This window comes from Streptomyces angustmyceticus (genome assembly GCF_040701845.1).
Lineage (GTDB): Bacteria > Actinomycetota > Actinomycetes > Streptomycetales > Streptomycetaceae > Streptomyces > Streptomyces angustmyceticus_A.
In genome coordinates this window covers 67,814-93,300 of the sequence record NZ_JBFBHQ010000020.1, presented here as the reverse complement: position 1 = coordinate 93,300, position 25,487 = coordinate 67,814, and the positions used below count along the sequence as shown (strand labels likewise).

Sequence of the window (25,487 nt, the reverse complement as noted above, 5' to 3'; positions counted from 1 at the left end):
AGCGATGTTCCGCCGCGCATTCTGGTTCACCACCGGCGCCGCCGCCGGCGTGTGGGCCACCAACAAGGTCCACCACAAGCTGCGCAAGCTGCAGCCCGACAGCCTCGCCGCGCAGGCCGCGGACAAGGCCGTCGAGACCGGACACCGGCTGCGCCAATTTGCATTGGACGTACGGACCGGAATGGCGGACCGTGAAGAGCAGTTGCACGAAGCCCTGGGCCTCGGCAGCACGGACGAGGCGCGCGAGCTGCCCGCGCCGCGCCGCGCGGTGCTCGAACCGCAGTACCGCACCACGAGAACAACCGGACACACCGGTCTGACCGGACCGACTGGAAAAGAGGACCACTGATGGAGTCGGCTGAAATCCGCCGCCGCTGGCTGCGCTTCTTCGAGGAGCGCGGGCACACCGTCGTGCCGTCGGCGTCGCTCATCGCGGACGACCCGACGCTGCTGCTCGTCAACGCGGGCATGGTCCCCTTCAAGCCGTACTTCCTCGGCGAGGTCAAGCCGCCCGCCGCGCGTGCCACCAGCGTCCAGAAGTGCGTCCGCACGCCGGACATCGAAGAGGTCGGCAAGACCACCCGGCACGGCACGTTCTTCCAGATGTGCGGCAACTTCTCCTTCGGCGACTACTTCAAGGAAGGCGCCATCAAGTACGCCTGGGAGCTGCTGACCGGCTCCCAGGCCGACGGTGGCTACGCCCTCGATCCGGAGCGCCTCTGGATCACCGTCTACCTGGAGGACGACGAGGCCGAGCGCATCTGGCACGAGGTCATCGGCGTGCCCAAGGAGCGCATCCAGCGCCTGGGCAAGAAGGAGAACTACTGGTCCATGGGCGTCCCGGGCCCCTGCGGCCCGTGCTCCGAGATCAACTACGACCGCGGCCCGGAGTTCGGCGTCGAGGGCGGCCCGGCCGTCAACGACGAGCGGTACGTGGAGATCTGGAACCTCGTCTTCATGCAGTACGAGCGGGGTGCGGGCACCGGCAAGGAGGACTTCGAGATCCTCGGCGAGCTGCCCAGCAAGAACATCGACACCGGCCTCGGCCTCGAGCGCCTGGCGATGATCCTGCAGGACGTCCCGAACATGTACGAGACGGACACCCTCCGTGTCGTCATCGACAAGGCCACCGAGCTCTCCGGCGTCCACTACGGCGACTCGCACGACTCCGACGTCTCGCTGCGCGTAGTCGCCGACCACATCCGTACGTCCACGATGCTCATCGGCGACGGCGTCACCCCCGGCAACGAGGGCCGCGGCTACGTCCTGCGCCGCATCATGCGCCGCGCCATCCGCAACATGCGCCTGCTCGGCGCCAGTGGCCTGGTCATCGGCGAGCTGCTGGACGTGGTCATCAAGACCATGGGCCAGCAGTACCCGGAGCTGCTGGAGGACCGCCGCCGCATCGAGACGGTCGCCCTCGCCGAGGAGGCCGCCTTCGTCAAGACGCTGAAGGCCGGCACCAACATCCTCGACAGCGCCGTCACCGACACCAAGACCGCCGGCGGCACGGTCCTGCCCGGCGAGAAGGCCTTCCTGCTCCACGACACCTGGGGCTTCCCGATCGACCTCACCCTCGAAATGGCCGCCGAACAGGGCCTTTCGGTGGACGAGGACGGCTTCCGCCGCCTGATGAAGGAGCAGCGCGACCGCGCCAAGGCCGACGCCCAGGCCAAGAAGAGCGGCCACGCCGACCTGTCCGCCTACCGCGAGGTCGCCGACAAGTCCGGCGCCACGGAGTTCACCGGCTACGGCGCCACCGAGGGCGAGTCCAGCATCGTGGGCCTGCTGGTCAACGGTGCTCCGGCGCCCGCCGCCCACGAGGGCGACGAGGTCGAGGTCGTCCTGGACCGCACCCCCTTCTACGCCGAGGGCGGCGGCCAGCTCGCCGACACCGGCCGGATCAAGCTGGACTCCGGCGCCGTCGTCGAGGTCCGCGACGTCCAGCAGCCGGTGCCCGGCGTCACGGTCCACAAGGGCGTCGTCCAGGTCGGCGAGGTGGTGCTCGGCTCCGCCGCGTACGCCACCATCGACGTCACCCGCCGGCGTGCCATCGCCCGCGCCCACAGCGCCACCCACCTCACCCACCAGGCGCTGCGCGACGCCCTGGGCCCGACGGCCGCGCAGGCCGGTTCGGAGAACTCCCCGGGCCGCTTCCGCTTCGACTTCGGCTCGCCGACGGCCGTGCCCGGCACGGTGCTGACCGACGTCGAGCAGAAGATCAACGATGTGCTCGCCCGTGAGCTCGACGTCCACGCCGAGGTCATGAGCATGGAGGACGCCAAGAAGCAGGGCGCCATCGCCGAGTTCGGCGAGAAGTACGGCGACCGGGTCCGCGTGGTCACCATCGGCGACTTCTCCAAGGAGCTGTGCGGCGGCACCCACGTCCACAACACCGCCCAGCTGGGCCTGGTGAAGCTGCTCGGCGAGTCCTCCATCGGTTCCGGCGTGCGCCGGGTCGAGGCGCTGGTCGGTGTGGACGCCTACAAGTTCCTGGCCCGTGAGCACACCGTCGTCTCGCAGCTCACCGAGCTGGTCAAGGGGCGCCCGGAAGAGCTGCCCGAGAAGATCTCCGGCGTCCTGGCCAAGCTGAAGGACGCCGAGAAGGAGATCGAGAAGTTCCGCGCGGAGAAGGTGCTGCAGGCCGCCGCCGGGCTGGCCGAGGGCGCCAAGGACGTCCGCGGTGTGGCGCTGGCCGCCGGCCAGGTCCCGGACGGCACCTCCGCCGACGACCTGCGCAAGCTGGTGCTCGACGTGCGCAGCCGGATCCAGGGCGGCCGCGCCGCGGTCGTGGCCCTGTTCACCGTCGCCAATGGCCGCCCGGTCACCGTCATCGCCACCAACGAGGCCGCCCGTGAGCGCGGCATCAAGGCCGGTGACCTGGTCCGCACCGCCGCCAAGACGCTCGGTGGCGGTGGCGGCGGCAAGCCGGACGTCGCCCAGGGCGGCGGCCAGAACGCCGCCGCGGTGCCCGAGGCCATCGAGGCCGTCGAGCGCCTCGTCGCCGAGGCGGCCTGACGGCGTGAGTGAGATGCGACGCGGACGGCGCATCGCGGTGGATGTCGGGGACGCCCGTATCGGGGTCGCCTCGTGCGACCCCGACGGGGTCCTCGCCACCCCCGTCGAGACCGTGCCGGGGCGTGACGTCCCGGCGGCGCACCGCCGGCTCCGGGCGATCGTCGAGGAGTACGAGCCGCTCGAAGTCGTGGTCGGCCTGCCCCGCTCCCTCAACGGGGGAGAGGGGCCGGCCGCGGCCAAGGTCCGGGCCTTCGCCCAGGAGCTGGCCCGGAACATCGCCCCCGTGGGGGTCCGGCTGGTCGACGAGCGGATGTCGACGGTCACCGCGACCCACGGCCTGCGGGCCTCGGGCGTGCGCAGCAAGAAGGGCCGCTCGGTGGTCGACCAGGCGGCCGCGGTGGTGATCCTGCAGAGCGCACTGGAGACCGAACGGGCCTCGGGGGCGCCTCCGGGCGAGAGCGTCGAAGTGGTCATCTGATCGCGGTACGGTAACGTTCCGCGCGATGTGCGGCGTTCGAACAGCCGCGCGTGCAAGTAGAGGCGGGTCGGATACAGCAAGCGCGCTGCCGGTCCGGAGCGCACCGCCTCTCGGCTCTAGGGGATCGATGACCGAGTATGGCCGGGGCTACGGCTCCGAACCGTGGCATCCCGAGGACCCGCTCTACGGTGAGCAGGGCTCCTCCAGAGGCCAGGCGCAGCAGCCCCCGTGGGACGGGCAGCAGGCCGCCGGGTACCCCCAGCAGCAGGCCGACCCGTATGCCCAGCACCAGTACAACAACGGGGGCTGGGACGGTACGCAGGGCGGGCAGCTGCCGTACGACCCGTACGACCCCTACGGGCAGCAGCCGCCGGTCGACCCGTACAGCGGGGCGAGCCCCGACTACTACGCCACACCCGACGCCTATCCGCCGCCCCAGCCCCAGCATCTGCAGCAGCAGGCGCAACAGCAGCAGGCGCAACAGCAGCAGATGCAGCAGCAACAGCACTACCAGCAGCCGCAGCAGCAGGACCCGTATCCGCCGCAGGCGGAGCCGCCCTACGGCGAGCACGACGGCTCCGGCGACGACTGGCGTGCCGACCCCGGGCCCCGCGAGCCGGAGCCGGAGCACGCCTTCTTCGCGGGCGACGGCGGGGACGACGACCACGACGACAACGACCCGCGCGAGGCGCGCCGGGCCGGCCGCGAGCGCCGCAACAAGAAGAACAAGCGGCGCAGCGGTACCGCCTGCCTGGTCGTCACGCTGGTCTTCGCCGGCGCCGTGGGCGTGGTCGGCTACTTCGGCTACGACTTCTTCATGGCGCACTTCGGCTCGGCCCCCGACTACGAGGGGGAAGGGTCCGGCGAGATCCAGGTCGACATCCCGGACGGTTCGCCGCTCTCGGAGATGGGCCAGATCCTCCAGCGCGAGGGCGTCCTCAAGAGCGCCGGCGCCTTCACCGAGGCGGCCGGCGAGAACCAGAAGGCGAAGAGCCTGCAGGCGGGGACGTACACCCTGCGCAAGCACATGTCGGGTGCCGCGGCCATCGAGCTGATGCTGGACCCCAAGAGCCGCAACGGCCTCACGATCCGCGAGGGGCTGCGGTCCGGCGACGTCTACAAGCTCATCGACACGAAGCTGCACCTCAAGGCGGGGACGACCAAGGCCGTCGCCAAGAGCGACGCCAAGAAGCTCGGGCTGCCGTCCTGGGCCGACGACTCGCCGAAGATAAAGGACCCGCTGGAGGGCTTCCTCTACCCGTCGACCTACAGCGTCGGCGGCAAGGCGAAACCGGCCGAGGTCCTGAAGCAGATGGTGGCGCGGGCGAACCAGGTCTATACGAAGTACGACCTGGAGGGCAACGCCCGCAAGCTCAAGCTCGACTCGCCGATGCAGCTGCTCACCGTCGCCAGCCTCACGCAGGCCGAGGGCAAGTACAAGCATGACTTCGTCAAGGTCGCGCGGGTCGTCTACAACCGCCTCAAGCCGGACAACACCGAGACGTACGGCCTGCTGGACTTCGACTCGACGGTGAACTACGCGAAGTCCCAGAGCACGCTGGACACCGGGTCCGTCGACAACCTGCGGAACTTCAACGACCCCTACAACACCTACAAGTTCAAGGGGCTGCCGCCGGGTCCGATCGGCAACCCGGGCGAGGTGGCGCTCAAGTCGGCCATCGACCCGGCCAAGGGCAACTGGTACTACTTCGTCTCGATCAACCCGGAAAAGACGCTGTTCGCCGAGACGAACGAACAGCACGAGCGCAACCGGCGCATCTACGAAAAGGAACAAGAGAAGAACAAGCAATGAGCGCCACCCGTCGAGCCGCGGTGCTCGGCTCCCCGATCGCCCACTCCCTCTCGCCGGTGCTGCACCGCGCCGCCTACCGGGAACTCGGGCTGAACGACTGGACGTACGACCGGCACGAGGTCGACGAGGCGGCGCTGCCCGCCTTCATGGAGCGCCTGGACGCCACCTGGGCGGGCCTGTCGCTGACCATGCCGCTCAAGCGGGCGGTGATCCCGTTGCTCGACGAGATCAGCCCCACGGCGGCCTCGGTCGAGGCGGTGAACACCGTCGTCCTCACCGGCGACGGGCGCCGCCTCGGCGACAACACCGACATCCCCGGCATGCTCGCCGCACTGCGCGAGCGCGGGGTGCGGCAGGTCGAGCGGGCGTCGGTGCTGGGCGCCGGCGCCACCGCCTCCTCGGCGCTCGCCGCGCTCGCCCGCATCTGCACCGGCGAGGTCACCGCGTACGTCCGCAGCCGGACGCGCGCCGACGAGATGCGCGGCTGGGGCGAGCGGCTGGGCATCCCGGTCCGCACCGCCGCCTGGGAGGACGCCGGCGCGGCCTTCGAGGCGCCGCTGACCGTCGCCACCACCCCGGCGGGCACGACCGACGCGCTCGCCGCCGCCGTTCCCGAGCGGCCCGGCACGCTCTTCGACGTCCTCTACGAGCCCTGGCCGACGACGCTCGCCACCGCCTGGGCCGCCCGCGGGGGCGCCGTGGTGGGCGGCCTGGACCTGCTGGTCCACCAGGCCGTGCTGCAGGTGGAGCAGATGACCGGGCGGTCCCCGGCGCCTCTCGACGCGATGCGCACGGCCGGGGAGGCGGCGCTCGCCGCCCGCTGACCCGTCCGGTGTGCCCCTTTCGCCCCCGCTGTCCGCGCACGCCCGGTCCGCCCCCTGGACTGGGCGCCGCCCGCCGTGCGCGACGTGGGAGGATCGGGGGGAGACACCGTACGCGGATGAGCAGTACATGAGGAGCACCGTTGAGCAGGTTGCGCTGGCTGACGGCGGGGGAGTCGCACGGCCCCGCACTCGTGGCGACGCTGGAGGGCCTTCCGGCCGGAGTCCCGATCACCACGGAGCTGGTGGCGGACGCCCTGGCCCGGCGCCGGCTCGGCTACGGCCGCGGTGCCCGGATGAAGTTCGAGCAGGACGAGGTCACGTTCCTGGGCGGGGTGCGGCACGGCCTGTCGCTGGGCTCGCCGGTGGCCGTGATGGTCGGCAACACCGAGTGGCCCAAGTGGGAGCAGGTGATGGCGGCCGACCCGGTGGACCCGGAGGAGCTGGCCGCGCTGGCCCGTAACGCGCCGCTGACCCGTCCCCGCCCCGGCCACGCCGACCTCGCCGGCATGCAGAAGTACGGCTTCGACGAGGCCCGCCCGATCCTGGAACGCGCCTCGGCCCGCGAGACCGCCGCCCGGGTCGCCCTCGGCGCGGTCGCCCGCTCCTTCCTCAAGGAGACGGCCGGTATCGAGATCGTCTCGCACGTCGTCGAGCTGGCCGCGGCCAAGGCCCCGTACGGGGTCTACCCGCAGCCCTCCGACGTGGCGAAGCTGGACGCCGACCCGGTGCGCTGCCTGGACGCGGACGCGAGCAAGGCGATGGTCGCCGAGATCGACCAGGCCCACAAGGACGGCGACACCCTCGGCGGTGTGGTCGAGGTGCTGGCGTACGGCGTGCCGGTGGGCCTCGGCTCGCACGTCCACTGGGACCGGCGCCTGGACGCCCGGCTGGCCGCCGCCCTCATGGGCATCCAGGCGATCAAGGGCGTCGAGGTCGGTGACGGCTTCGACCTGGCGCGGGTGCCGGGCTCGAAGGCCCACGACGAGATCGTCTCCACCGACGACGGCATCAAGCGCAGCTCGGGCCGCTCCGGCGGCACCGAGGGCGGGCTGACGACCGGCGAGCTGCTGCGGGTGCGCGCCGCGATGAAGCCGATCGCGACGGTGCCGAAGGCGCTGGCGACCATCGACGTGAGCACCGGCGAGGCGGCCAAGGCGCACCACCAGCGCTCGGACGTCTGCGCCGTGCCGGCCGCGGGCATCGTCGCCGAGGCGATGGTGGCCCTGGTCCTGGCCGACGCGGTGGTGGAGAAGTTCGGCGGCGACAGCGTGCCCGAGACCCGCCGCAACGTGCGGACCTACCTCGACCACCTGGCGATCCGATGACCTCGCCGGTCGTCGTGCTGATCGGCCCGCCCGGGGCCGGCAAGTCGACGGTGGGCGCGCTGCTGGCCGAGCGGCTGGGCGTCGGCTACCGGGACACCGACGCCGACATCGTCGCCACGGCCGGCCGGCCGATCGCCGAGATCTTCATCGACGAGGGCGAGCCGTACTTCCGCGAGCTGGAGCGGACGGCGGTGCGCGAGGCGCTGGAGAGCCACCCCGGTGTGCTCTCGCTCGGCGGCGGCGCGATCCTGGACGGCGGCACCCGCACGCTGCTGACCGGGCTGCCGGTGGTCTTCCTGGACGTGCAACTCGCCGACGCCGTCAAGCGGGTGGGCCTCGACGCGCCCCGCCCGCTGCTGGCCGTCAACCCCCGCAAGCAGTGGCGCGAACTGATGGAACACCGCCGCCCGCTGTACACCGGGGTCGCGCGCGCCGTGATCGGAACGGGGGAGCGCACCCCCGAGCAGGTCGCCGAGGCGATCCTGGACGCTTTGGAGCTAGGGCAGGCCGCGGGAAGCCCGCAGGCCGCCCACAGGGAGGAACAGGCATGACGGAGCAGGCCACCCGTATCCAGGTCGGCGGCACGGCGGGCACCGACCCGTACGAGGTGCTCGTCGGGCGGCAGCTGCTCGGCGAGCTTCCGGGCCTGATCGGCGAGAGTGCGAAGCGGGTCGCGGTGCTGCACCCGGAGGCGCTGGCCGCCACCGGCGAGGCGCTGCGCGAGGACCTGGCCGGCCAGGGCTACGAGGCGATCGCCATCCAGCTCCCGAACGCCGAGGAGTCCAAGACCGCCGAGGTCGCGGCCTACTGCTGGAAGGCGCTGGGCCAGTCCGGCTTCACCCGCAGCGACGTGATCGTCGGGGTCGGCGGCGGCGCCACCACCGACCTCGCCGGTTTCGTCGCCGCGACCTGGCTGCGCGGGGTGCGCTGGATCGCGGTGCCGACCACCGTGCTCGGCATGGTGGACGCCGCGGTCGGCGGCAAGACCGGCATCAACACCGCCGAGGGCAAGAACCTCGTCGGCGCCTTCCACCCGCCGGCCGGGGTGCTCTGCGACCTGGCCGCGCTGGACTCGCTGCCGGTGCACGACTACGTCTCCGGCCTGGCCGAGGTCATCAAGGCCGGTTTCATCGCCGACCCGGCGATCCTCGAACTGATCGAGTCCGACCCCGAGGCCGCCAAGCGCCCGGACGGCGCCCACACCGCCGAGTTGATCGAGCGGGCGATCCGGGTCAAGGCCGAGGTCGTCTCCGCCGACCTCAAGGAGTCCGGTCTGCGCGAGATCCTCAACTACGGCCACACCCTGGCGCACGCCATCGAGAAGAACGAGCGCTACAACTGGCGGCACGGCGCCGCCGTCTCCGTCGGCATGGTCTTCGCCGCCGAACTCGGCCGGATCGCCGGCCGCCTGGACGACGCCACCGCCGACCGCCACCGCTCCGTCCTGGAGTCCGTCGGACTGCCGCTGACCTACCGCGGCGACCAGTGGCCCAAGCTGCTGGAGACCATGAAGGTCGACAAGAAGTCCCGCGGCGACCGGCTGCGCTTCATCGTCCTGGACGGCCTCGCCAAGCCGACCGTCCTGGAGGGCCCGGACCCGGCGATGCTGCTCGCCGCCCACGCGGAGATCGCCGCATGACCCGGCGGGTGCTGGTCCTCAACGGGCCCAACCTCGGCCGGCTGGGCTCCCGCGAGCCCGACGTCTACGGCGCCACTTCCTACGCCGGACTGGTCCAGGAGTGCGCCCGGCTCGGCAAGGAGCTGGGGTTCGAGGCCGAGGTCCGGGAGACCAACGACGAGGGGGAGATGATCCGCTGGCTGCACGAGGCCGCCGACGGATCGGTCCCGGTCGTCATCAACCCCGGTGCCTTCACGCACTATTCGTACGGCATGCGGGACGCGGCCGCCCAGCGCACCGCCCCGCTGATCGAGGTGCACATCTCGAACCCGTACGCGCGCGAGGAGTTCCGCCACAACTCGGTCCTCGCGGCCGTCGCCAGCGGTACGGTCGCCGGCTTCGGCATCGGCTCGTACCGCCTCGCGCTCCGTGCGCTGGCCGAGGAGCTCGACGCCTGACGCCCCTCGGGCACGTTGTCCCGCCCCCGGCCGTTCACCCAGCGGGCGCCGGGGGCACCGGGCGCTTGTGCCGCGTCCGGGAGGGTACCGTTCGCAGCAGTACCCCCCCCACGGCGGCGGCCGTGGGGCCCAACGGCCCTCCGGGGCCGGTGGGTTACCGCCCCGCGCACCGGGCCGCCGGTCCCGGCGCCCGGGCACCCCCGCCCGGGAGGGACCGGGGGGAGCACCGCACCACACCGACCGCACGAGACGGAGAGCCACCGGATGCAGTACGCAGTGGGGGCTCCGCTGCCACCGCCCCGCGGGCAGGCATCACCGGGGGCCGCCATGAACTGGACGCCCCAGCAGGGACCGCACACCCCGCCCCTCTCGCCGCAGGCCCCCGCCGTCCCGCCCCCGCCCGCGCAACAGCCCGCCCCCGGTCAGGGCTGGCACGGGCCCGCGCCCCAGCAGGCCCCGCCCCCGCAGCACAGCGCGGAGGTCACCGGCCAGGTGCAGCTGCCCCCGGGCGCCCCGGTGCCGCTGCCCAGCCCGCCCACCGACACCGCGGCGCCGGACGCCTCGCACGCCGCCGTCGCGGTGCTGCTCATCGGCCCGGCCGGCGCGGGCAAGACCAGCGTGGCGCGCCACTGGGCCGACACCCGGCGGGTCCCGACCGCGCACATCAGCCTCGACGACGTCCGCGAATGGGTCCGGTCCGGCTTCGCCGACCCGCAGGCCGGCTGGAACGACCACTCCGAGGCGCAGTACCGTCTCGCCCGTCGGACCTGCGGCTTCGCGGCCCGCAACTTCCTCGCCAACGGCATCTCCTGCATCCTCGACGACGCCGTCTTCCCCGACCGGCCGGTCGTCGGCCTCGGCGGCTGGAAGCGCCACGTGGGACCCGGCCTGCTGCCGATCGTGCTGCTGCCCGGTCTGGAGATCGTCCTGGAGCGCAATGCCCGGCGCAGCGGCAACCGCAGGCTGTCCGACGAAGAGGTGGCCAGGATCCACGGCCGGATGGCCGGCTGGTACGGCTCCGGCCTGCCGATCATCGACAACTCCCAGCACGACGTCGCCACGACGGTGCGGGTGCTGGACGACGTCGTCGCCCGCAGCATCGCCAGCCCGCCGAGCTGGTAGCGGCCGCAAGCGGCCCTCCCCCGGGCGGCCCCGCTCGACCGGCCGCCTCGGGGGAGCCGCCGTACGCTCGTGATATGTCCGAGTTGTACGCGGTCCGACGCACGCGGCTGCGCGACCGCTGTGCCGCAACCGGAAGCGCCGCCGCCCTGATCTCGCGCCCCGCGAACGTCCGCTACCTGACCGGTTGCGCACCGCCCGGTGCCGCGCTGCTGCTCGGCCCGGCCGACGATGTGCTGCTGTGCGGCAGACCGTTGAGCGGCGATCCCGCCGAGGGGCGGCCGGCCGACGACGTACGGGTCTCGGTGCTGCCGACCCGTGGCGGCGACCCGGTGGTGGCCGGCGCCGACCTGGCCGCGACGGCCGGCGCGGACACCCTGGCCGTCGAGGAGCACCACCTCACCGTCACCCGGCACCGTGCGCTCTCCCAGGTCGCGCCCCGGCTGCGGCTGACCGACCTGGCCTGCGCGGTCGAGGGGCAGCGGCTGGTGAAGGACGACGACGAGATCGCCTGTCTGCGGATCGCCGCCGAGATCGCCGACCAGGCCCTGGGCGAGCTCCTGGAATCGATCCTGGTCGGCCGCACCGAGCGGCACCTCGCCCTGGAACTGGAGCGCCGTCTGGTGGACCACGGGGCGGACGGGCCGGCCTTCCCCACATCCGTCGCGACCGGCCCGAACGCCGGCCGCCCCGGACATCTGCCCACCGACCGGCGGGTCGAGGAGGGCGACTTCCTCAGCGTCTGCCTGGGGGCCAATTACCGCGGCTACCGCTGCGAGATCGGCCGGACCTTCGTCATCGGCACCACCCCCTCGGACTGGCAGATCGAGTTGTACGATCTCGTTTTCGCAGCCCAGCGGGCCGGGCGCGAGGCGCTCGCGCCGGGTGTGGAGTGCCGCGAGGTGGACCGGGTGACCCGCCACGTACTGGACGCCGCGGGCTACGGGGAGCGGCTCGGACCGTGGACCGGGCACGGTGTGGGGCTCGAAATCGACGAGGACCCTCAATTGTCGCCTGCCGCCATGGGTAAACTGGACGCTTGCGTGCCGGTCACCGTCGAGCCGGGGGTTCACATCCCGGGCCGTGGGGGTGTCCGGATCGACGACACACTCGTCGTCCGCCCCGAGGCGGACGGCGGGCCCGAGCTACTCACGATCACGACCAAGGAGCTGCTCGCACTCTGAGCCGTAGGGGTTCGGCGTGTGCGTGCTCCGGGGTCCCACCACCTGCAGTCCAGGAGATTCCGCAACCGTGGCATCCACGAACGACCTCAAGAACGGCATGGTGCTCAAGCTCGACGGCGGCCAGCTCTGGTCCGTCGTCGAGTTCCAGCACGTCAAGCCCGGCAAGGGCCCGGCCTTTGTCCGCACCAAGCTCAAGAACGTGCTGTCCGGCAAGGTGGTGGACAAGACCTTCAATGCCGGCGTGAAGGTCGAGACGGCCACCGTCGACAAGCGCGGGATGCAGTTCTCGTACATGGACGGCGACTACTTCGTCTTCATGGACATGGACACCTACGACCAGCTGCACGTCGACCGCAAGGCCGTCGGCGACGCCGCGAACTACCTCATCGAGGGCTTCGAGGCGGTCGTGGCGCAGCACGAGGGCGAGGTGCTCTACGTCGAGCTGCCCGCCGCGGTCGAGCTGACCATCAAGCACACCGAGCCCGGTGTCCAGGGCGACCGCTCCACCGGCGGTTCCAAGCCCGCCGAGCTGGAGACCGGCTACTCCATCCAGGTGCCGCTCTTCATCACGACCGGCGAGAAGATCAAGGTCGACACCCGCACGGGCGACTACCTCGGCCGGGTGAACAGCTAACCGTGGCTGCCCGCACCAAGGCCCGTAAGCGCGCCTTCCAGATACTCTTCGAGGCCGACCAGCGCGGTGCCGATGTGCAGTCCGTGCTCGCGGACTGGATGCGGCACGCCCGGACCGACTCCCGACAGCCGCCGGTGAACGAATACACCCTGCAGTTGGTCGAGGGGTACGCGGACCATGTCGCCCGGATCGACGAACTGATCTCCACCTACGCGGTCGACTGGGACCTGGACCGGATGCCCGCGGCCGACCGCAGCATCCTGCGGCTCGGCGCCTATGAGCTGCTCTGGGTGGACGAGACGCCGGACGCGGTGGCGATCGACGAAGCCGTGCAGCTCGCCAGGGAGTTCTCCACGGACGACTCCCCGGCCTTCGTCAACGGCCTGCTCGGCCGGTTCAAGGAGCTGAAGCCGGGCCTGCGGCGCGAGGCGCAGTAGGCGGTCGGCAGAGCGTGTGAACGGGCCCGGAGCGATGGGTGATGCTCCGGGCCCTTCGCATGCCCGCAGAACGGCGTACGGGGGCTCTCCTGGCGCCCTGTGCGCCCCCGGCGTGCGCCGCCAGTGCGCCGGTACACGAAAACCGCCGCCCCGGAAGCCCGGAGCGGCGGTACGTTTCTGCAGGTGGTGCAGGGGTTCAGAGCTCGTCGTGCTGCACGGCGCGGCGCGCCTCGGCGTCGAGCACGCCCCAGCTGATCAGCTGCTCGGTCAGCACCGAGGGCGACTGGTCGTAGATCACCGCGAGGGTGCGCAGGTCGTCCTGGCGGATCGAGAGGACCTTGCCGTTGTAGTCACCGCGCTGGCTCTGGATGGTGGCGGCGTAGCGCTGCAGCGGGCCGGCCTTCTCCTGCGGGACATGGGCGAGGCGCTCCAGGTCGAGCACCAGCTTCGGCGGCGGCTCGGCCGCTCCGCCCGGTGTCGTGCCCGGCAGCAGCTCCTGCACCGGGACGCCGTAGAAGTCCGCCAGCTCGGCAAGGCGCTGCACGGTCACGGCGCGGTCACCGCGCTCGTACGAACCGACCACCACGGCCTTCCAGCGGCCCTGGGACTTCTCCTCGACGCCGTGGAGAGAAAGGCCCTGCTGGGTGCGGATGGCGCGGAGCTTGGCCCCGAGCTGTTTGGCGTATTCGCTGGACATAAAACTCCCCAGACGGCTGTATCGACATGCGGCTCCGCCGCGGGCTGGTAACTCACTGTGAGGTTACGCAGCGTAATCTGACTTCGTCAAGCGGAACGGGGCAGACCCTCACCCGTCAGGGGTGCGGACGGGCCCCGGGAGGGCCCCTGGTAACCTGACCGCGTAATTCCGACGTCCTTTAAGGTCCGTCCCGTGAGGCGGAGAAGGAGGTCCGTTTCATATGGACGCAAGCAGTTCCGACACGAGGGCTCAGCTCCCCGCCCGGCCGGTGCTCGAAGGCCCGGACATCGCGCGGATGCTCACCCGTATCGCCCACGAGATCGTCGAGCGCGCCAAGGGCGCGGACGATGTGGTGCTCCTGGGGATCCCCACCCGCGGCGTGTTCCTCGCCCGACGGCTCGCCGCCAAGCTCGAAGAGATCACCGGCCGCACGGTCCCGGTCGGCTCGCTCGACATCACGATGTACCGCGACGACCTGCGCCTGGGCCCGGCCCGCACGCTCGCCCGCACGGACATCCCCGCCGACGGCATCGAGGGCCGCGTCGTCCTCCTCGTCGACGACGTCCTCTTCTCCGGCCGCACCATCCGCGCCGCGCTGGACGCCCTGGGCGACATCGGCCGGCCGCGCGCCGTACAGCTCGCGGTCCTCGTCGACCGCGGCCACCGCGAACTGCCGATCCGCGCCGACTACGTGGGCAAGAACCTCCCCACGTCGCTGCGGGAGACGGTCAAGGTCCAGCTCACCGAGGAGGACGGCCGGGACGCCGTGCTGCTCGGCGTGAAGCACACCGCCCCGGCCGGCGAGCGCTGACGCATCGCGCGCGGACCCGGTGATCCCGGGCCCGCAGGCATGCCCGCTCGACGGACATTCCCGTACACCTCCATCACTCACGGAGAAAACCGGATGAAGCGTCACCTCATCTCGGCCGCCGACCTCACGCGCGACGACGCCGTCCTGATCCTCGACACCGCCGAGGAGATGGCCCGGGTCGCCGACCGGCCGATCAAGAAGCTCCCCACCCTGCGCGGACGCACCGTCTGCAACCTCTTCTTCGAGGACTCGACCCGGACCCGGATCTCCTTCGAGGCCGCCGAGAAGCGGCTCTCCGCGGACGTGATCAACTTCGCGGCGAAGGGATCCAGCGTCTCCAAGGGCGAGTCCCTCAAGGACACCGCCCAGACCCTGGAGGCGATGGGCGTGGACGCCGTCGTCATCCGGCACAGCGCCTCCGGCGCCCCCTACCGGCTCGCCACCTCCGGCTGGATCGACGCCCCGGTCATCAACGCCGGTGACGGCACCCACCAGCACCCCACCCAGGCCCTGCTCGACGCCTTCACCATGCGCCGCCGGCTGATCGGGCCGGACGCCGGGCTCGGCCAGGACCTCGCCGGCCGGCAGATCACCCTGGTCGGCGACGTCCTGCACAGCCGGGTCGCGCGCTCCAACGTCGACCTGCTGCACACCCTGGGCGCCGAGGTCACCCTCGTCGCGCCGCCCACCCTGGTGCCGGTCGGGGTGGAGAACTGGCCGTGCGAGGTCTCCTACGACCTCGACGCGGTGCTGCCCAAGTCCGACGCCGTGATGATGCTGCGGGTGCAGCGCGAGCGGATGAACGCCGCCTTCTTCCCGACCGAGCGGGAGTACTCGCGCCGCTACGGCCTGGACGGCGAGCGGATGGCGCGGATGCCCGGGCACGCGCTGGTGATGCACCCCGGCCCGATGGTCCGCGGCATGGAGATCACCGCCGAGGTCGCCGACTCCGACCGCTGCACGGTCATCGAGCAGGTGACCAACGGCGTCTCCATCCGGATGGCCGTCCTGTACCTGCTCCTGGGCGGCAACGAGCCCGCCCTCACCCACCCCCGTACCGAGGAGAAGTAAGAACCATGAGCAAGATCCTGATCCGCGGTGCCAGGGTGCTGGGCGGGGAGCCGCAGGACGTCCTGATCGACGGGGAGTTCATCGAGGCCGTCGGTACCGGGCTGAGCGCCGAGGGCGCCGAGGTCGTCGAGGCCGACGGCAAGATCCTGCTGCCCGGGCTCGTCGACCTGCACACCCACCTGCGCGAGCCCGGCCGCGAGGACTCCGAGACGGTGCTCACCGGCACCCGGGCCGCCGCCTCCGGCGGCTACACCGCCGTGTTCGCCATGGCCAACACCTTCCCGGTCGCCGACACCGCCGGCGTCGTCGAGCAGGTCTACCGGCTCGGCAAGGAGCACGGCTACTGCGACGTGCAGCCCATCGGCGCGGTGACCGTCGGCCTGGAGGGCAGGAAGCTCGCCGAGCTGGGCGCCATGCACGAGTCCGCGGCCGGCGTCACGGTCTTCTCCGACGACGGCAAGTGCGTCGACGACGCCGTGATCATGCGCCGGGCGCTGGAGTACGTGAAGGCCTTCGGCGGCGTCGTCGCCCAGCACGCCCAGGAGCCGCGGCTGACCGAGGGTGCCCAGATGAACGAGGGCGTGGTCTCCGCCGAGCTGGGGCTGGGCGGCTGGCCGGCCGTCGCCGAGGAGTCGATCATCGCCCGCGACGTGCTGCTCGCCGAGCACGTCGGCTCGCGGGTGCACATCTGCCACCTGTCGACCGCCGGGTCCGTGGAGATCGTGCGCTGGGCCAAGTCCCGCGGCATCGACGTGACCGCCGAGGTCACCCCGCACCACCTGCTGCTGACCGACGAGATGGTGCGCAGCTACAACCCCGTCTACAAGGTCAACCCGCCGCTGCGCACCGAGCGCGACGTGCTGGCCCTGCGCGAGGCGCTGGCCGACGGCACGATCGACATCGTCGCCACCGACCACGCCCCGCACCCGCACGAGGACAAGGACTGCGAGTGGGCCGCCGCCGCCATGGGCATGGTGGGCCTGGAGACCGCGCTCTCCGTCGTCCAGCGGACGATGGTCGACACCGGCCTGCTGACGTGGGCGGACGTCGCGGACCGGATGTCCTTCGCGCCGGCCCGGATCGGCAGCGCGGCCGGCCACGGCCGTCCCGTCTCGGCCGGTGAGCCCGCCAACCTCACGCTGGTCGATTCCGCTTACCGTGGAGAGGTGGACCCCGCGGGCTTCGCCTCCCGCAGCCGCAACACCCCCTACGAGGGCCGTGAGCTGCCGGGACGCGTCACCCACACCTTCCTGCGGGGCCGGGCAACGCTCGTCGACGGGAAGCTGGCGTGACACCTGCACTGAGCATTCTGGCCGCGGCGCCGCACTCGGCGCCGGTCACCGACTGGGCCGGGCGGATCGCCTGGGTCGCCGGCCTCCTGGTCTTCGTCGTCTTCGTCTACTGGCTGATGCGCCAGGGCTGGAAGTGGCGCGGCACGCTCCAGGGCGACCTGCCCGAGCTGCCCACCGCTCCCGCCGACGCGGGCGAGCCGCAGCTGACCCTGTCCGGCCGCTACCACGGTTCCACCACCGCAGGGCAGTGGCTCGACCGGATCGTGGCGCGCGGCCTGGGGACCCGCAGCCGCGCCGAGCTGACCCTGACGGAGCAGGGCCTGGACGTCGTACGGCCGGGCGCGACGGACTTCTTCGTGCCGGCCGCCGCACTCCGCGGCGCCCGCCTCGACAAGGGCATCGCCGGCAAGGTCCTGACCGAGGGCGGCCTGCTGATCGTCACCTGGGAGCACGGCGGCCGGCAGATCGACTCCGGCTTCCGCTCCGACCGGGCGGAGACACACCCGGCCTGGGTCGGGGCCGTCAACCGGCTGAGCACCACCGAGCACACCACCAGCACCACCGAGCACACCGAAACGGAAGGCGCACGATGACGACCTCCACCAGGGGCACCGCCCACGGCACAAGGGGGCTGCCCGCCGTACTCGTCCTGGAGGACGGCCGCTCCTTCCGCGGCCGCGCCTACGGCGCCGTGGGGGAGACCTTCGGCGAGGCGGTGTTCTCCACCGGCATGACCGGCTACCAGGAGACGCTGACCGACCCCTCGTACCACCGCCAGGTGGTCGTCATGACCGCCCCGCACATCGGCAACACCGGTGTGAACGACGAGGACCCCGAGTCGCAGCGGATCTGGGTCTCCGGCTACGTCGTCCGCGACCCCGCCCGCATCCCGTCCAACTGGCGCTCGGTGCGCTCGCTCGACGACGAACTGGTCGCCCAGGGCGTCGTCGGCATCAGCGGCGTCGACACCCGCGCCCTGACCCGCCATCTGCGCGAGCGCGGTGCCATGCGGGTCGGCATCTTCTCCGGCGACGCGCTGCCCGACGAGGGCACGATGCTGGCCAAGGTCCGCCAGGCCCCCGAGATGCAGGGCGCCGACCTGTCCACGCAGGTCGCCACCAAGGAGTCCTACGTCGTCCCGGCGATCGGCACCAAGAAGTTCACCGTCGCCGCGATCGACCTGGGCATCAAGGGCATGACCCCGCACCGGATGGCCGAGCGCGGCATCGAGGTGCACGTCCTGCCGGCCACCGCCACCGTCGAGGACGTCTACGCGGTGAACCCCGACGGCGTGTTCTTCTCCAACGGTCCCGGCGACCCGGCCACCGCCGACCACCCGGTCTCCGTGATGCAGGGCGTCCTGGAGCGGAAGACGCCGCTGTTCGGCATCTGCTTCGGCAACCAGATCCTGGGCCGCGCGCTGGGCTTCGGCACGTACAAGCTCAAGTACGGGCACCGCGGCATCAACCAGCCGGTGCAGGACCGCACGACCGGCAAGGTCGAGGTCACCGCGCACAACCACGGGTTCGCCGTCGACGCCCCGCTCGACAAGGTCTCCGACACCCCCTTCGGCCGCGCCGAGGTCTCCCACGTCTGCCTCAACGACAACGTGGTGGAGGGCCTGCACCTCCTCGACCAGCCGGCCTTCAGCGTCCAGTACCACCCCGAAGCCGCCGCGGGTCCGCACGACGCCGCGTACCTCTTCGACCGCTTCGTTTCCCTGATGGAGGGCCAGCGTGCCTAAGCGCACCGATATCCAGTCCGTCCTGGTCATCGGCTCCGGCCCGATCGTCATCGGCCAGGCCGCCGAGTTCGACTACTCCGGCACCCAGGCCTGCCGGGTCCTCAAGTCCGAGGGCCTGCGCGTCGTCCTGGTGAACTCCAACCCGGCGACGATCATGACCGACCCGGAGATCGCCGACGCCACCTACGTCGAGCCGATCACCCCGGACTTCGTCGAGAAGATCATCGCCAAGGAGCGCCCCGACGCGCTGCTGCCGACCCTGGGCGGCCAGACCGCGCTCAACACCGCGATCTCGCTGCACCAGTCCGGCACCCTCGACAAGTACGGCGTCGAGCTGATCGGCGCGAACGTCGAGGCGATCAACAAGGGCGAGGACCGCGACCTGTTCAAGGAGGTCGTCGCGGCGGTCAACGCCAAGATCGGCCACGGCGAGTCCGCCCGCTCGGTGATCTGCCACTCCATGGACGACGTCCTGGCGGGCGTCGACGAGCTCGGCGGCTACCCCGTCGTCGTCCGCCCCTCCTTCACCATGGGCGGCGCCGGCTCCGGCTTCGCGCACGACGAGGAGGAGCTGCGCCGGATCGCCGGCCAGGGCCTGACGCTCTCGCCGACCACCGAGGTGCTCCTGGAGGAGTCCATCCTCGGCTGGAAGGAGTACGAGCTGGAGCTGATGCGCGACAAGAACGACAACGTCGTGGTCGTCTGCTCCATCGAGAACTTCGACCCGATGGGTGTGCACACCGGCGACTCGATCACCGTCGCGCCGGCGATGACGCTCACCGACCGTGAGTACCAGACCCTGCGGGACGTCGGCATCGCCGTGATCCGCGAGGTCGGTGTCGACACCGGCGGCTGCAACATCCAGTTCGCGGTGAACCCCGAGGACGGCCGGGTCATCGTCATCGAGATGAACCCCCGCGTCTCGCGCTCCTCGGCGCTGGCGTCCAAGGCCACCGGCTTCCCGATCGCGAAGATCGCCGCCCGGCTCGCCGTCGGCTACACCCTCGACGAGATCCCCAACGACATCACCGAGAAGACGCCGGCGTCCTTCGAGCCGACCCTCGACTACGTCGTCGTCAAGGTGCCCCGCTTCGCCTTCGAGAAGTTCCCGGCCGCCGACGCCACCCTCACCACGACCATGAAGTCGGTCGGCGAGGCGATGGCCATCGGCCGCAACTTCCCCGAGGCGCTCAACAAGGCCCTGCGCTCCCTGGAGAAGAAGGGCAGCCAGTTCGACTTCGTCGGCGAGCCGGGCGACAAGGCCGCGCTGCTGGAGAAGGCCCGGATCCCCACCGACGGCCGGATCAACACCGTCATGGCGGCGATCCGCGCCGGTGCCACGCCCCAGGAGGTCTTCGACGCCACGAAGATCGACCCCTGGTTCGTCGACCAGCTCTTCCTCGTCAAGGAGATCGCCGACGAGATCGCCGCCGCCGAGAAGCTCCACCCGGAGATCCTTGCGGACGCAAAGCGCTACGGCTTCTCCGACGCCCAGATCGCCGCGATCCGCGGACTGCGCGAGGACGTCGTCCGCGAGGTCCGGCACGCCCTCGGTGTCCGCCCGGTCTACAAGACGGTCGACACCTGCGCCGCCGAGTTCGCCGCGAAGACCCCGTACTTCTACTCGTCCTACGACGAGGAGACCGAGGTCGCCCCGCGCGAGAAGCCGGCCGTGATCATCCTCGGCTCCGGCCCCAACCGCATCGGCCAGGGCATCGAGTTCGACTACTCCTGCGTCCACGCCTCGTTCGCGCTCAGCGACGCCGGCTACGAGACCGTGATGGTCAACTGCAACCCGGAGACCGTCTCGACGGACTACGACACCTCCGACCGCCTGTACTTCGAGCCGCTGACGCTGGAGGACGTGCTGGAGATCGTGCACGCCGAGACCCAGGCGGGCCCGGTCGCCGGCGTCGTCGTCCAGCTCGGCGGGCAGACCCCGCTGGGCCTGGCGCAGGCGCTCAAGGACAACGGCGTGCCGATCGTCGGCACCTCGCCCGAGGCGATCGACCTCGCCGAGGAGCGCGGCGCCTTCGGCCGGGTGCTCACCGAGGCCGGACTGCCCGCCCCCAAGTACGGCACCGCCTTCTCCTTCGACGAGGCCAAGCGGATCGCCGCCGAGATCGGCTACCCGGTCATGGTCCGCCCGTCCTACGTGCTCGGCGGCCGCGGCATGGAGATCGTCTACGACGAGCCGTCGCTGGGCGAGTACCTCACCCGCCACGCCGGCCTCATCGACCGGCACCCGGTCCTGATCGACCGGTTCCTCGACGACGCCATCGAGATCGACGTCGACGCGCTCTACGACGGCCACGAGCTCTACCTCGGCGGCGTCATGGAGCACATCGAGGAGGCCGGCATCCACTCCGGCGACTCCGCCTGCGCGCTGCCCCCCATCACGCTGGGCGGCTACGACATCAAGCGGCTGCGCGCCTCGACGGAGGCCATCGCCAAGGGCGTCGGCGTCCGCGGACTGATCAACATCCAGTTCGCCATGGCCGGCGACATCCTCTACGTGCTGGAAGCCAACCCCCGCGCGTCCCGTACGGTGCCCTTCACCTCGAAGGCCACCGCGGTACCGCTGGCCAAGGCCGCCGCCCGGATCTCGCTGGGCGCGACCGTCGCCGAGCTGCGCGCCGAGGGCATGCTGCCCAAGTCGGGCGACGGCGGCACGCTGCCGCTGGACGCGCCGATCTCCGTCAAGGAAGCCGTGATGCCCTGGTCGCGCTTCCGCGACATCCACGGCCGCGGCGTGGACACCGTCCTCGGCCCGGAGATGCGCTCCACCGGCGAGGTCATGGGCATCGACTCGGTCTTCGGCACCGCCTACGCCAAGTCGCAGACCGGCGCCTACGGGGCGCTGCCCACCAAGGGCCGCGCCTTCGTCTCCGTCGCCAACCGCGACAAGCGCTCGATGATCTTCCCGGCCCGTGAGCTGGTCGCGCACGGCTTCGAGCTGCTCGCCACCTCCGGCACCGCCGAGGTGCTGCGCCGCAACGGCATCAACGCCACCGTGGTGCGCAAGCAGTCCGAGGGCGAGGGGCCGGACGGCGAGAAGACCATCGTCCAGCTCATCCACGACGGCCAGGTCGACCTGATCGTCAACACCCCCTACGGCACCGGCGGCCGGCTGGACGGCTACGACATCCGCACCGCGGCCGTGGCCCGCGCCGTGCCCTGCCTGACCACCGTCCAGGCGCTGGCCGCCGCGGTCCAGGGCATCGAGGCCATGTCCCGCGGGGACGTCGGCGTGCGGTCCCTCCAGGAACACGCCGAACATCTCACCGCGGCCCGCGAGGAGTAGCGGCCAGGAGGGGGACACCGACGCGGTGTCCCCCTCTTCGTGCCCCCTCGCTCCTCACCCCGGAAGGCCCACCCGACGATGTACCGCCTCTTCTTCCACCTGATCTTCAAGCGCATGGACCCCGAGCAGGCCCACCACCTGGCCTTCCGCTGGATCCAGCTGGCCGTGCGCATCCCCGTGCTGCGCACCTTCCTCGCGGCCGCCCTCGCGCCCCGCTACAAGGAACTGCGCACCGAGGCCCTGGGCCGCCGGATGCACGGCCCCTTCGGCCTGGCCGCCGGCTTCGACAAGAACGCCGTCGCCATCGACGGGATGACCATGCTCGGCTTCGACCACGTCGAGATCGGCACGGTCACCGCCCAGCCGCAGCCCGGCAACCCCAAGAAGCGCCTGTTCCGGCTCGTGGCGGACCGCGCGCTGATCAACCGCATGGGCTTCAACAACGACGGCTCCGCGTCCGTGGCAGCCCGCCTCGCGGCCCGCCGCCCGGTCTTCCCGGCCACCGTCGGCGTCAACATCGGCAAGACCAAGGTCGTCCCGGAGGCCGAGGCCACCGCCGACTACGTCACCTCCACCGAGCGGCTCGCCCGGCACGCCGACTACCTGGTGGTCAATGTCTCCTCCCCGAACACCCCGGGGCTGCGCAACCTCCAGGCCGTCGACCACCTGCGCCCGCTGCTGACGGCCGTGCGCGAGGCCGCCGACCGCACGGTCACCGACCGCCGGGTCCCGCTGCTGGTCAAGATCGCGCCCGACCTCGCCGACGCGGACGTCGACGCGGTCGCCGACCTGGCCGTCGAGCTGGGCCTGGACGGGATCATCGCCACCAACACCACCATCGCCCGCGAGGGCCTCGGCCTGGTCTCCGACCCGACGCTGACCGCCGAGACCGGCGGACTGTCCGGCGCGCCCGTCAAGGAGCGCTCCCTGGAGGTGCTGCGCCGCCTCTACGCCCGCGTCGGCGACCGGATCACCCTCATCGGGGTGGGCGGCATCGAGAACGCCGAGGACGCCTGGCAGCGCATCCTCGCCGGCGCCACCCTCGTCCAGGGCTACAGCGCCTTCATCTACCAGGGCCCGTTCTGGTGCCGCGCGATCCACAAGGGCCTCGCCGCCCGCCTGCGCAACAGCCCGTACGCCACCCTCGCCGACGCCGTCGGCGCCGAGCACAAGAAGGTGACCGCATGACCCAGGAAGCGTTCGGTGCCCGTCTGCGCCGCGCCATGGACGAGCGCGGCCCGCTCTGCGTCGGCATCGACCCGCACGCCTCGCTGCTGGCCGACTGGGGCCTGAACGACGACGTCGCGGGCCTGGCGCGGTTCACCCGGACCGTGGTGGAGGCCCTCGGCGAGTCGGTCGCGGTCTTCAAGCCGCAGTCGGCCTTCTTCGAGCGCTTCGGCTCGCGCGGCCTGGCCGTGCTGGAGACCGCCGTCGAGGAGGCGCGCGAGCGCGGCGCGCTGGTCCTGATGGACGCCAAGCGCGGCGACATCGGCTCGACCATGGCCGCCTACGCCGAGACCTACCTGCGTCCGGACTCGCCGCTGTTCTCCGACGCGCTGACCGTCTCCCCGTACCTCGGCTACGGCTCGCTGCGCCCGGCCGTCGACCTGGCCCGCGAGAGCGGCTGCGGGCTCTTCGTCCTCGCCCTCACCTCCAACCCGGAGGGCGCCGAGGTCCAGCGCGCGGTGCGCGAGGACGGCCGCACGCTCGGTGCGACCATGCTCGGCCACCTCGCCGCCGAGAACGCCGGTGCCGGGCCGCTGGGCTCCTTCGGCGCGGTCGTCGGCGCCACGCTCGGCGATCTCTCCTCGTTCGACCTGGCGATCAACGGCCCGCTGCTCGCCCCCGGCATCGGCGCCCAGGGCGCCACCCCCGCCGACCTCCCGAAGGTCTTCGGCGACGCCGTGCGCAACGTCGTGCCGAGCGTCAGCCGGGGGGTGCTCCGGCACGGCCCGGACACCTCCGCACTGCGCGCCGCGGCCGACCGATTCACCGGCGAAGTGCGCACCGCGCTCGATTGAGACCCTTCCGACGGGGACTTTGGTCCCGAATTGTCCTGGTCAGCAGAGTCTGACCAGGACTTTTCGCTTGTTCTCGCTGACTCCGGCGCCCTCTGGCGCTAGTCTCCGACGAGAGCACTGCACGTAAGCGCGTTGCTCGTTGCTCCGCAGGTGCGGGGCGACTAGGTTCCACACCGGTCCGTATCCGACAGTTCGACATCCGAGGTGACGTAGGCGTGGCTCTTCCGCCCCTTACCCCTGAACAGCGCGCAGCCGCGCTCGAGAAGGCCGCCGCGGCTCGCCGGGAGCGCGCCGAGGTCAAGAATCGGCTCAAGCACTCCGGTGCTTCCCTCCATGAGGTCATCAAGCAGGGCCAGGAGAACGACGTCATCGGCAAGATGAAGGTCTCCGCCCTTCTCGAGTCCCTGCCGGGCGTCGGCAAGGTCCGCGCCAAGCAGATCATGGAGCGTCTCGGGATCTCCGAGAGCCGCCGTGTCCGGGGTCTTGGCTCCAACCAGATCGCGTCACTGGAGCGCGAGTTCGGCAGCACTGCTTCCTGAATTTTCCGGCATCACCGGGAAGCTGGAATAATCGCTGCATGAGTTCTGCAGTCCCCGGGGGGACGACCCCCGCGCCCCCGGCCAGACAACCGCGACTGACCGTGCTCTCCGGCCCCTCCGGGGTCGGCAAGAGCACGGTCGTCGCGCATCTGCGCAAGGTCCACCCCGAGGTCTGGCTCTCGGTTTCGGCCACCACCCGCAAGCCGCGCCCCGGGGAGCGGCACGGCGTCCAGTACTTCTTCGTCGACGACGGAGAGTTCGACAAGCTCATCGCCAACGGTGAGCTGCTCGAATGGGCCGAGTTCGCAGGCAACCGGTACGGCACCCCCCGCAAGGCGGTGCTGGACCGCCTGGAGTCCGGGGAGCCCGTCCTGCTGGAGATCGACCTGCAGGGCGCCCGCCAGGTCCGCGAGTCCATGGCGGAGGCGAACCTGGTCTTCCTGGCCCCGCCGAGCTGGGACGAGCTGGTCCGCCGGCTCACCGGCCGGGGCACGGAGGCGCCGGAGGTCATCGAGCGCCGGCTGGCCGCCGCCCGGATCGAACTGGCGGCGGAGAAGGAGTTCGATGTGACGCTTGTCAACACCTCCGTCGAGGACGTCAGCCGTGAGCTGCTAGCCTTGATGCTGAATCGATCCGGAGACGAGAACGCCAGCGGCTGACCGCGCAGCTCCCCGGACCGTCGAAGACTTTTGCGTCACACCCCCGCTTCATCCCCCTTCGGAAGGTAGAGAGTGTCCTCTTCCATCACCGCACCCGAGGGCATCATCAACCCGCCCATTGATGAGCTCCTCGAGGCCACTGACTCGAAGTACAGCCTGGTGATCTACGCCGCCAAGCGTGCGCGCCAGATCAACGCCTACTACTCGCAGCTCGGCGAGGGCCTGCTCGAGTACGTCGGCCCGCTCGTGGACACCCACGTCCACGAGAAGCCCCTGTCGATCGCGCTGCGCGAGATCAACGCGGGCCTGCTGACCTCCGAGGCCATCGAGGGCCCGGCGCAGTAAGCAGCGGCACCTTCACCAAGGGCCCGGCGGAGCTCCCCCGGCTAACGCTGGGAGGGGCCTCCAGCCGGGCCCTTGGTGTGTCATAGGGGCATACGT

At 71.4% G+C, this 25,487-nt stretch carries 25 protein-coding genes; 24 read left to right on the top strand and 1 reads right to left on the bottom strand.

The window, feature by feature from the left end; translation table 11 throughout:
* The first annotated feature begins 4 nt into the window (after positions 1–4).
* From AB0411_RS29050 to nusB, 13 genes are all read left to right on the top strand, one after another.
* Complete coding sequence (locus AB0411_RS29050; RefSeq protein ID WP_366420247.1) at positions 5–349, top strand: DUF6167 family protein; 345 nt, start codon at positions 5–7, stop codon at positions 347–349.
* Positions 349–3,018 carry an alanine--tRNA ligase gene (alaS, locus tag AB0411_RS29045; protein ID WP_366420246.1) on the top strand — a complete coding sequence of 890 codons (2,670 nt, stop codon included), beginning with the start codon at positions 349–351 and terminating at the stop codon, positions 3,016–3,018. Before AB0411_RS29050 ends, alaS begins: the two co-directional genes overlap by 1 nt.
* Positions 3,019–3,031: 13 nt before the next feature.
* Positions 3,032–3,496, top strand: a complete 465-nt coding sequence (gene ruvX, locus AB0411_RS29040) for a Holliday junction resolvase RuvX (RefSeq protein ID WP_366420264.1) — start codon at positions 3,032–3,034, stop codon at positions 3,494–3,496.
* Positions 3,497–3,623: 127 nt separating this feature from the next.
* A complete protein-coding gene (gene mltG, locus AB0411_RS29035) occupies positions 3,624–5,309 on the top strand; it encodes an endolytic transglycosylase MltG (protein ID WP_366420245.1) in 1,686 nt (561 codons plus the stop codon).
* Complete coding sequence (locus AB0411_RS29030) at positions 5,306–6,133, top strand: shikimate dehydrogenase (RefSeq protein WP_366420244.1); 828 nt, start codon at positions 5,306–5,308, stop codon at positions 6,131–6,133. Before mltG ends, AB0411_RS29030 begins: the two co-directional genes overlap by 4 nt.
* A 140-nt stretch (positions 6,134–6,273) precedes the next feature.
* On the top strand, positions 6,274–7,458 hold the full coding sequence (gene aroC / locus AB0411_RS29025) for a chorismate synthase (RefSeq protein WP_366420243.1): 1,185 nt from the start codon (positions 6,274–6,276) through the stop codon (positions 7,456–7,458).
* The gene (locus AB0411_RS29020; protein WP_366420242.1) at positions 7,455–8,009 is read left to right on the top strand and encodes a shikimate kinase; all 555 of its coding nucleotides are present in this window, start codon (positions 7,455–7,457) and stop codon (positions 8,007–8,009) included. Before aroC ends, AB0411_RS29020 begins: the two co-directional genes overlap by 4 nt.
* Positions 8,006–9,097, top strand: a complete 1,092-nt coding sequence (gene aroB / locus AB0411_RS29015; RefSeq protein ID WP_366420241.1) for a 3-dehydroquinate synthase — start codon at positions 8,006–8,008, stop codon at positions 9,095–9,097. The genes AB0411_RS29020 and aroB overlap by 4 nt, the downstream gene beginning before the upstream one ends.
* Positions 9,094–9,534: a type II 3-dehydroquinate dehydratase gene (aroQ, locus tag AB0411_RS29010; RefSeq protein ID WP_366420240.1), complete on the top strand. Its 441-nt coding sequence runs from the start codon at positions 9,094–9,096 to the stop codon at positions 9,532–9,534. The genes aroB and aroQ overlap by 4 nt, the downstream gene beginning before the upstream one ends.
* Positions 9,535–9,798: 264 nt before the next feature.
* A complete protein-coding gene (locus AB0411_RS29005) occupies positions 9,799–10,656 on the top strand; it encodes a Pro-rich N-terminal domain-containing protein (RefSeq protein ID WP_366420239.1) in 858 nt (285 codons plus the stop codon).
* Positions 10,657–10,730: 74 nt separating this feature from the next.
* Complete coding sequence (locus AB0411_RS29000) at positions 10,731–11,837, top strand: aminopeptidase P family protein (protein ID WP_366420238.1); 1,107 nt, start codon at positions 10,731–10,733, stop codon at positions 11,835–11,837.
* Between the two features lie 67 nt (positions 11,838–11,904).
* Positions 11,905–12,471, top strand: coding sequence for an elongation factor P (efp, locus tag AB0411_RS28995; RefSeq protein WP_129245034.1), 567 nt, complete (start codon positions 11,905–11,907; stop codon positions 12,469–12,471).
* Positions 12,472–12,473: 2 nt separating this feature from the next.
* Positions 12,474–12,908 carry a transcription antitermination factor NusB gene (nusB, locus tag AB0411_RS28990; RefSeq protein WP_366420237.1) on the top strand — a complete coding sequence of 145 codons (435 nt, stop codon included), beginning with the start codon at positions 12,474–12,476 and terminating at the stop codon, positions 12,906–12,908.
* Between the two features lie 196 nt (positions 12,909–13,104).
* On the opposite strand, the gene bldD is transcribed toward nusB, so the two are convergent.
* Entirely contained in the window at positions 13,105–13,605 is a 501-nt protein-coding gene (gene bldD, locus AB0411_RS28985; RefSeq protein WP_030076442.1) for a transcriptional regulator BldD, read from the bottom strand.
* A gap of 220 nt (positions 13,606–13,825) precedes the next feature.
* Here bldD and pyrR point away from each other — a divergent pair, with 220 nt between their 5' ends.
* From pyrR to rpoZ, 11 genes are all read left to right on the top strand, one after another.
* Positions 13,826–14,416, top strand: coding sequence for a bifunctional pyr operon transcriptional regulator/uracil phosphoribosyltransferase PyrR (gene pyrR / locus AB0411_RS28980; RefSeq protein ID WP_366420236.1), 591 nt, complete (start codon positions 13,826–13,828; stop codon positions 14,414–14,416).
* A 93-nt stretch (positions 14,417–14,509) separates the two neighbouring features.
* Complete coding sequence (locus AB0411_RS28975; protein WP_366420235.1) at positions 14,510–15,487, top strand: aspartate carbamoyltransferase catalytic subunit; 978 nt, start codon at positions 14,510–14,512, stop codon at positions 15,485–15,487.
* 5 nt (positions 15,488–15,492) lie between these two features.
* Positions 15,493–16,779 carry a dihydroorotase gene (locus AB0411_RS28970; RefSeq protein ID WP_366420234.1) on the top strand — a complete coding sequence of 429 codons (1,287 nt, stop codon included), beginning with the start codon at positions 15,493–15,495 and terminating at the stop codon, positions 16,777–16,779.
* Complete coding sequence (locus AB0411_RS28965; RefSeq protein ID WP_366420233.1) at positions 16,776–17,372, top strand: PH-like domain-containing protein; 597 nt, start codon at positions 16,776–16,778, stop codon at positions 17,370–17,372. The genes AB0411_RS28970 and AB0411_RS28965 overlap by 4 nt, the downstream gene beginning before the upstream one ends.
* Positions 17,369–18,523 carry a glutamine-hydrolyzing carbamoyl-phosphate synthase small subunit gene (carA, locus tag AB0411_RS28960; RefSeq protein ID WP_366420232.1) on the top strand — a complete coding sequence of 385 codons (1,155 nt, stop codon included), beginning with the start codon at positions 17,369–17,371 and terminating at the stop codon, positions 18,521–18,523. The genes AB0411_RS28965 and carA overlap by 4 nt, the downstream gene beginning before the upstream one ends.
* Positions 18,516–21,827, top strand: a complete 3,312-nt coding sequence (gene carB, locus AB0411_RS28955) for a carbamoyl-phosphate synthase large subunit (RefSeq protein WP_366420231.1) — start codon at positions 18,516–18,518, stop codon at positions 21,825–21,827. The genes carA and carB overlap by 8 nt, the downstream gene beginning before the upstream one ends.
* A gap of 78 nt (positions 21,828–21,905) precedes the next feature.
* A complete protein-coding gene (locus tag AB0411_RS28950) occupies positions 21,906–23,015 on the top strand; it encodes a quinone-dependent dihydroorotate dehydrogenase (protein WP_366420230.1) in 1,110 nt (369 codons plus the stop codon).
* Positions 23,012–23,848: an orotidine-5'-phosphate decarboxylase gene (gene pyrF, locus AB0411_RS28945; protein WP_366420229.1), complete on the top strand. Its 837-nt coding sequence runs from the start codon at positions 23,012–23,014 to the stop codon at positions 23,846–23,848. The genes AB0411_RS28950 and pyrF overlap by 4 nt, the downstream gene beginning before the upstream one ends.
* A gap of 215 nt (positions 23,849–24,063) precedes the next feature.
* The gene (locus AB0411_RS28940; protein WP_006607450.1) at positions 24,064–24,387 is read left to right on the top strand and encodes an integration host factor; all 324 of its coding nucleotides are present in this window, start codon (positions 24,064–24,066) and stop codon (positions 24,385–24,387) included.
* A 38-nt stretch (positions 24,388–24,425) separates the two neighbouring features.
* A complete protein-coding gene (gene gmk / locus AB0411_RS28935; protein ID WP_366420228.1) occupies positions 24,426–25,046 on the top strand; it encodes a guanylate kinase in 621 nt (206 codons plus the stop codon).
* 72 nt (positions 25,047–25,118) lie between these two features.
* On the top strand, positions 25,119–25,391 hold the full coding sequence (gene rpoZ, locus AB0411_RS28930; RefSeq protein WP_005319902.1) for a DNA-directed RNA polymerase subunit omega: 273 nt from the start codon (positions 25,119–25,121) through the stop codon (positions 25,389–25,391).
* The last annotated feature ends 96 nt before the right edge of the window (positions 25,392–25,487 follow it).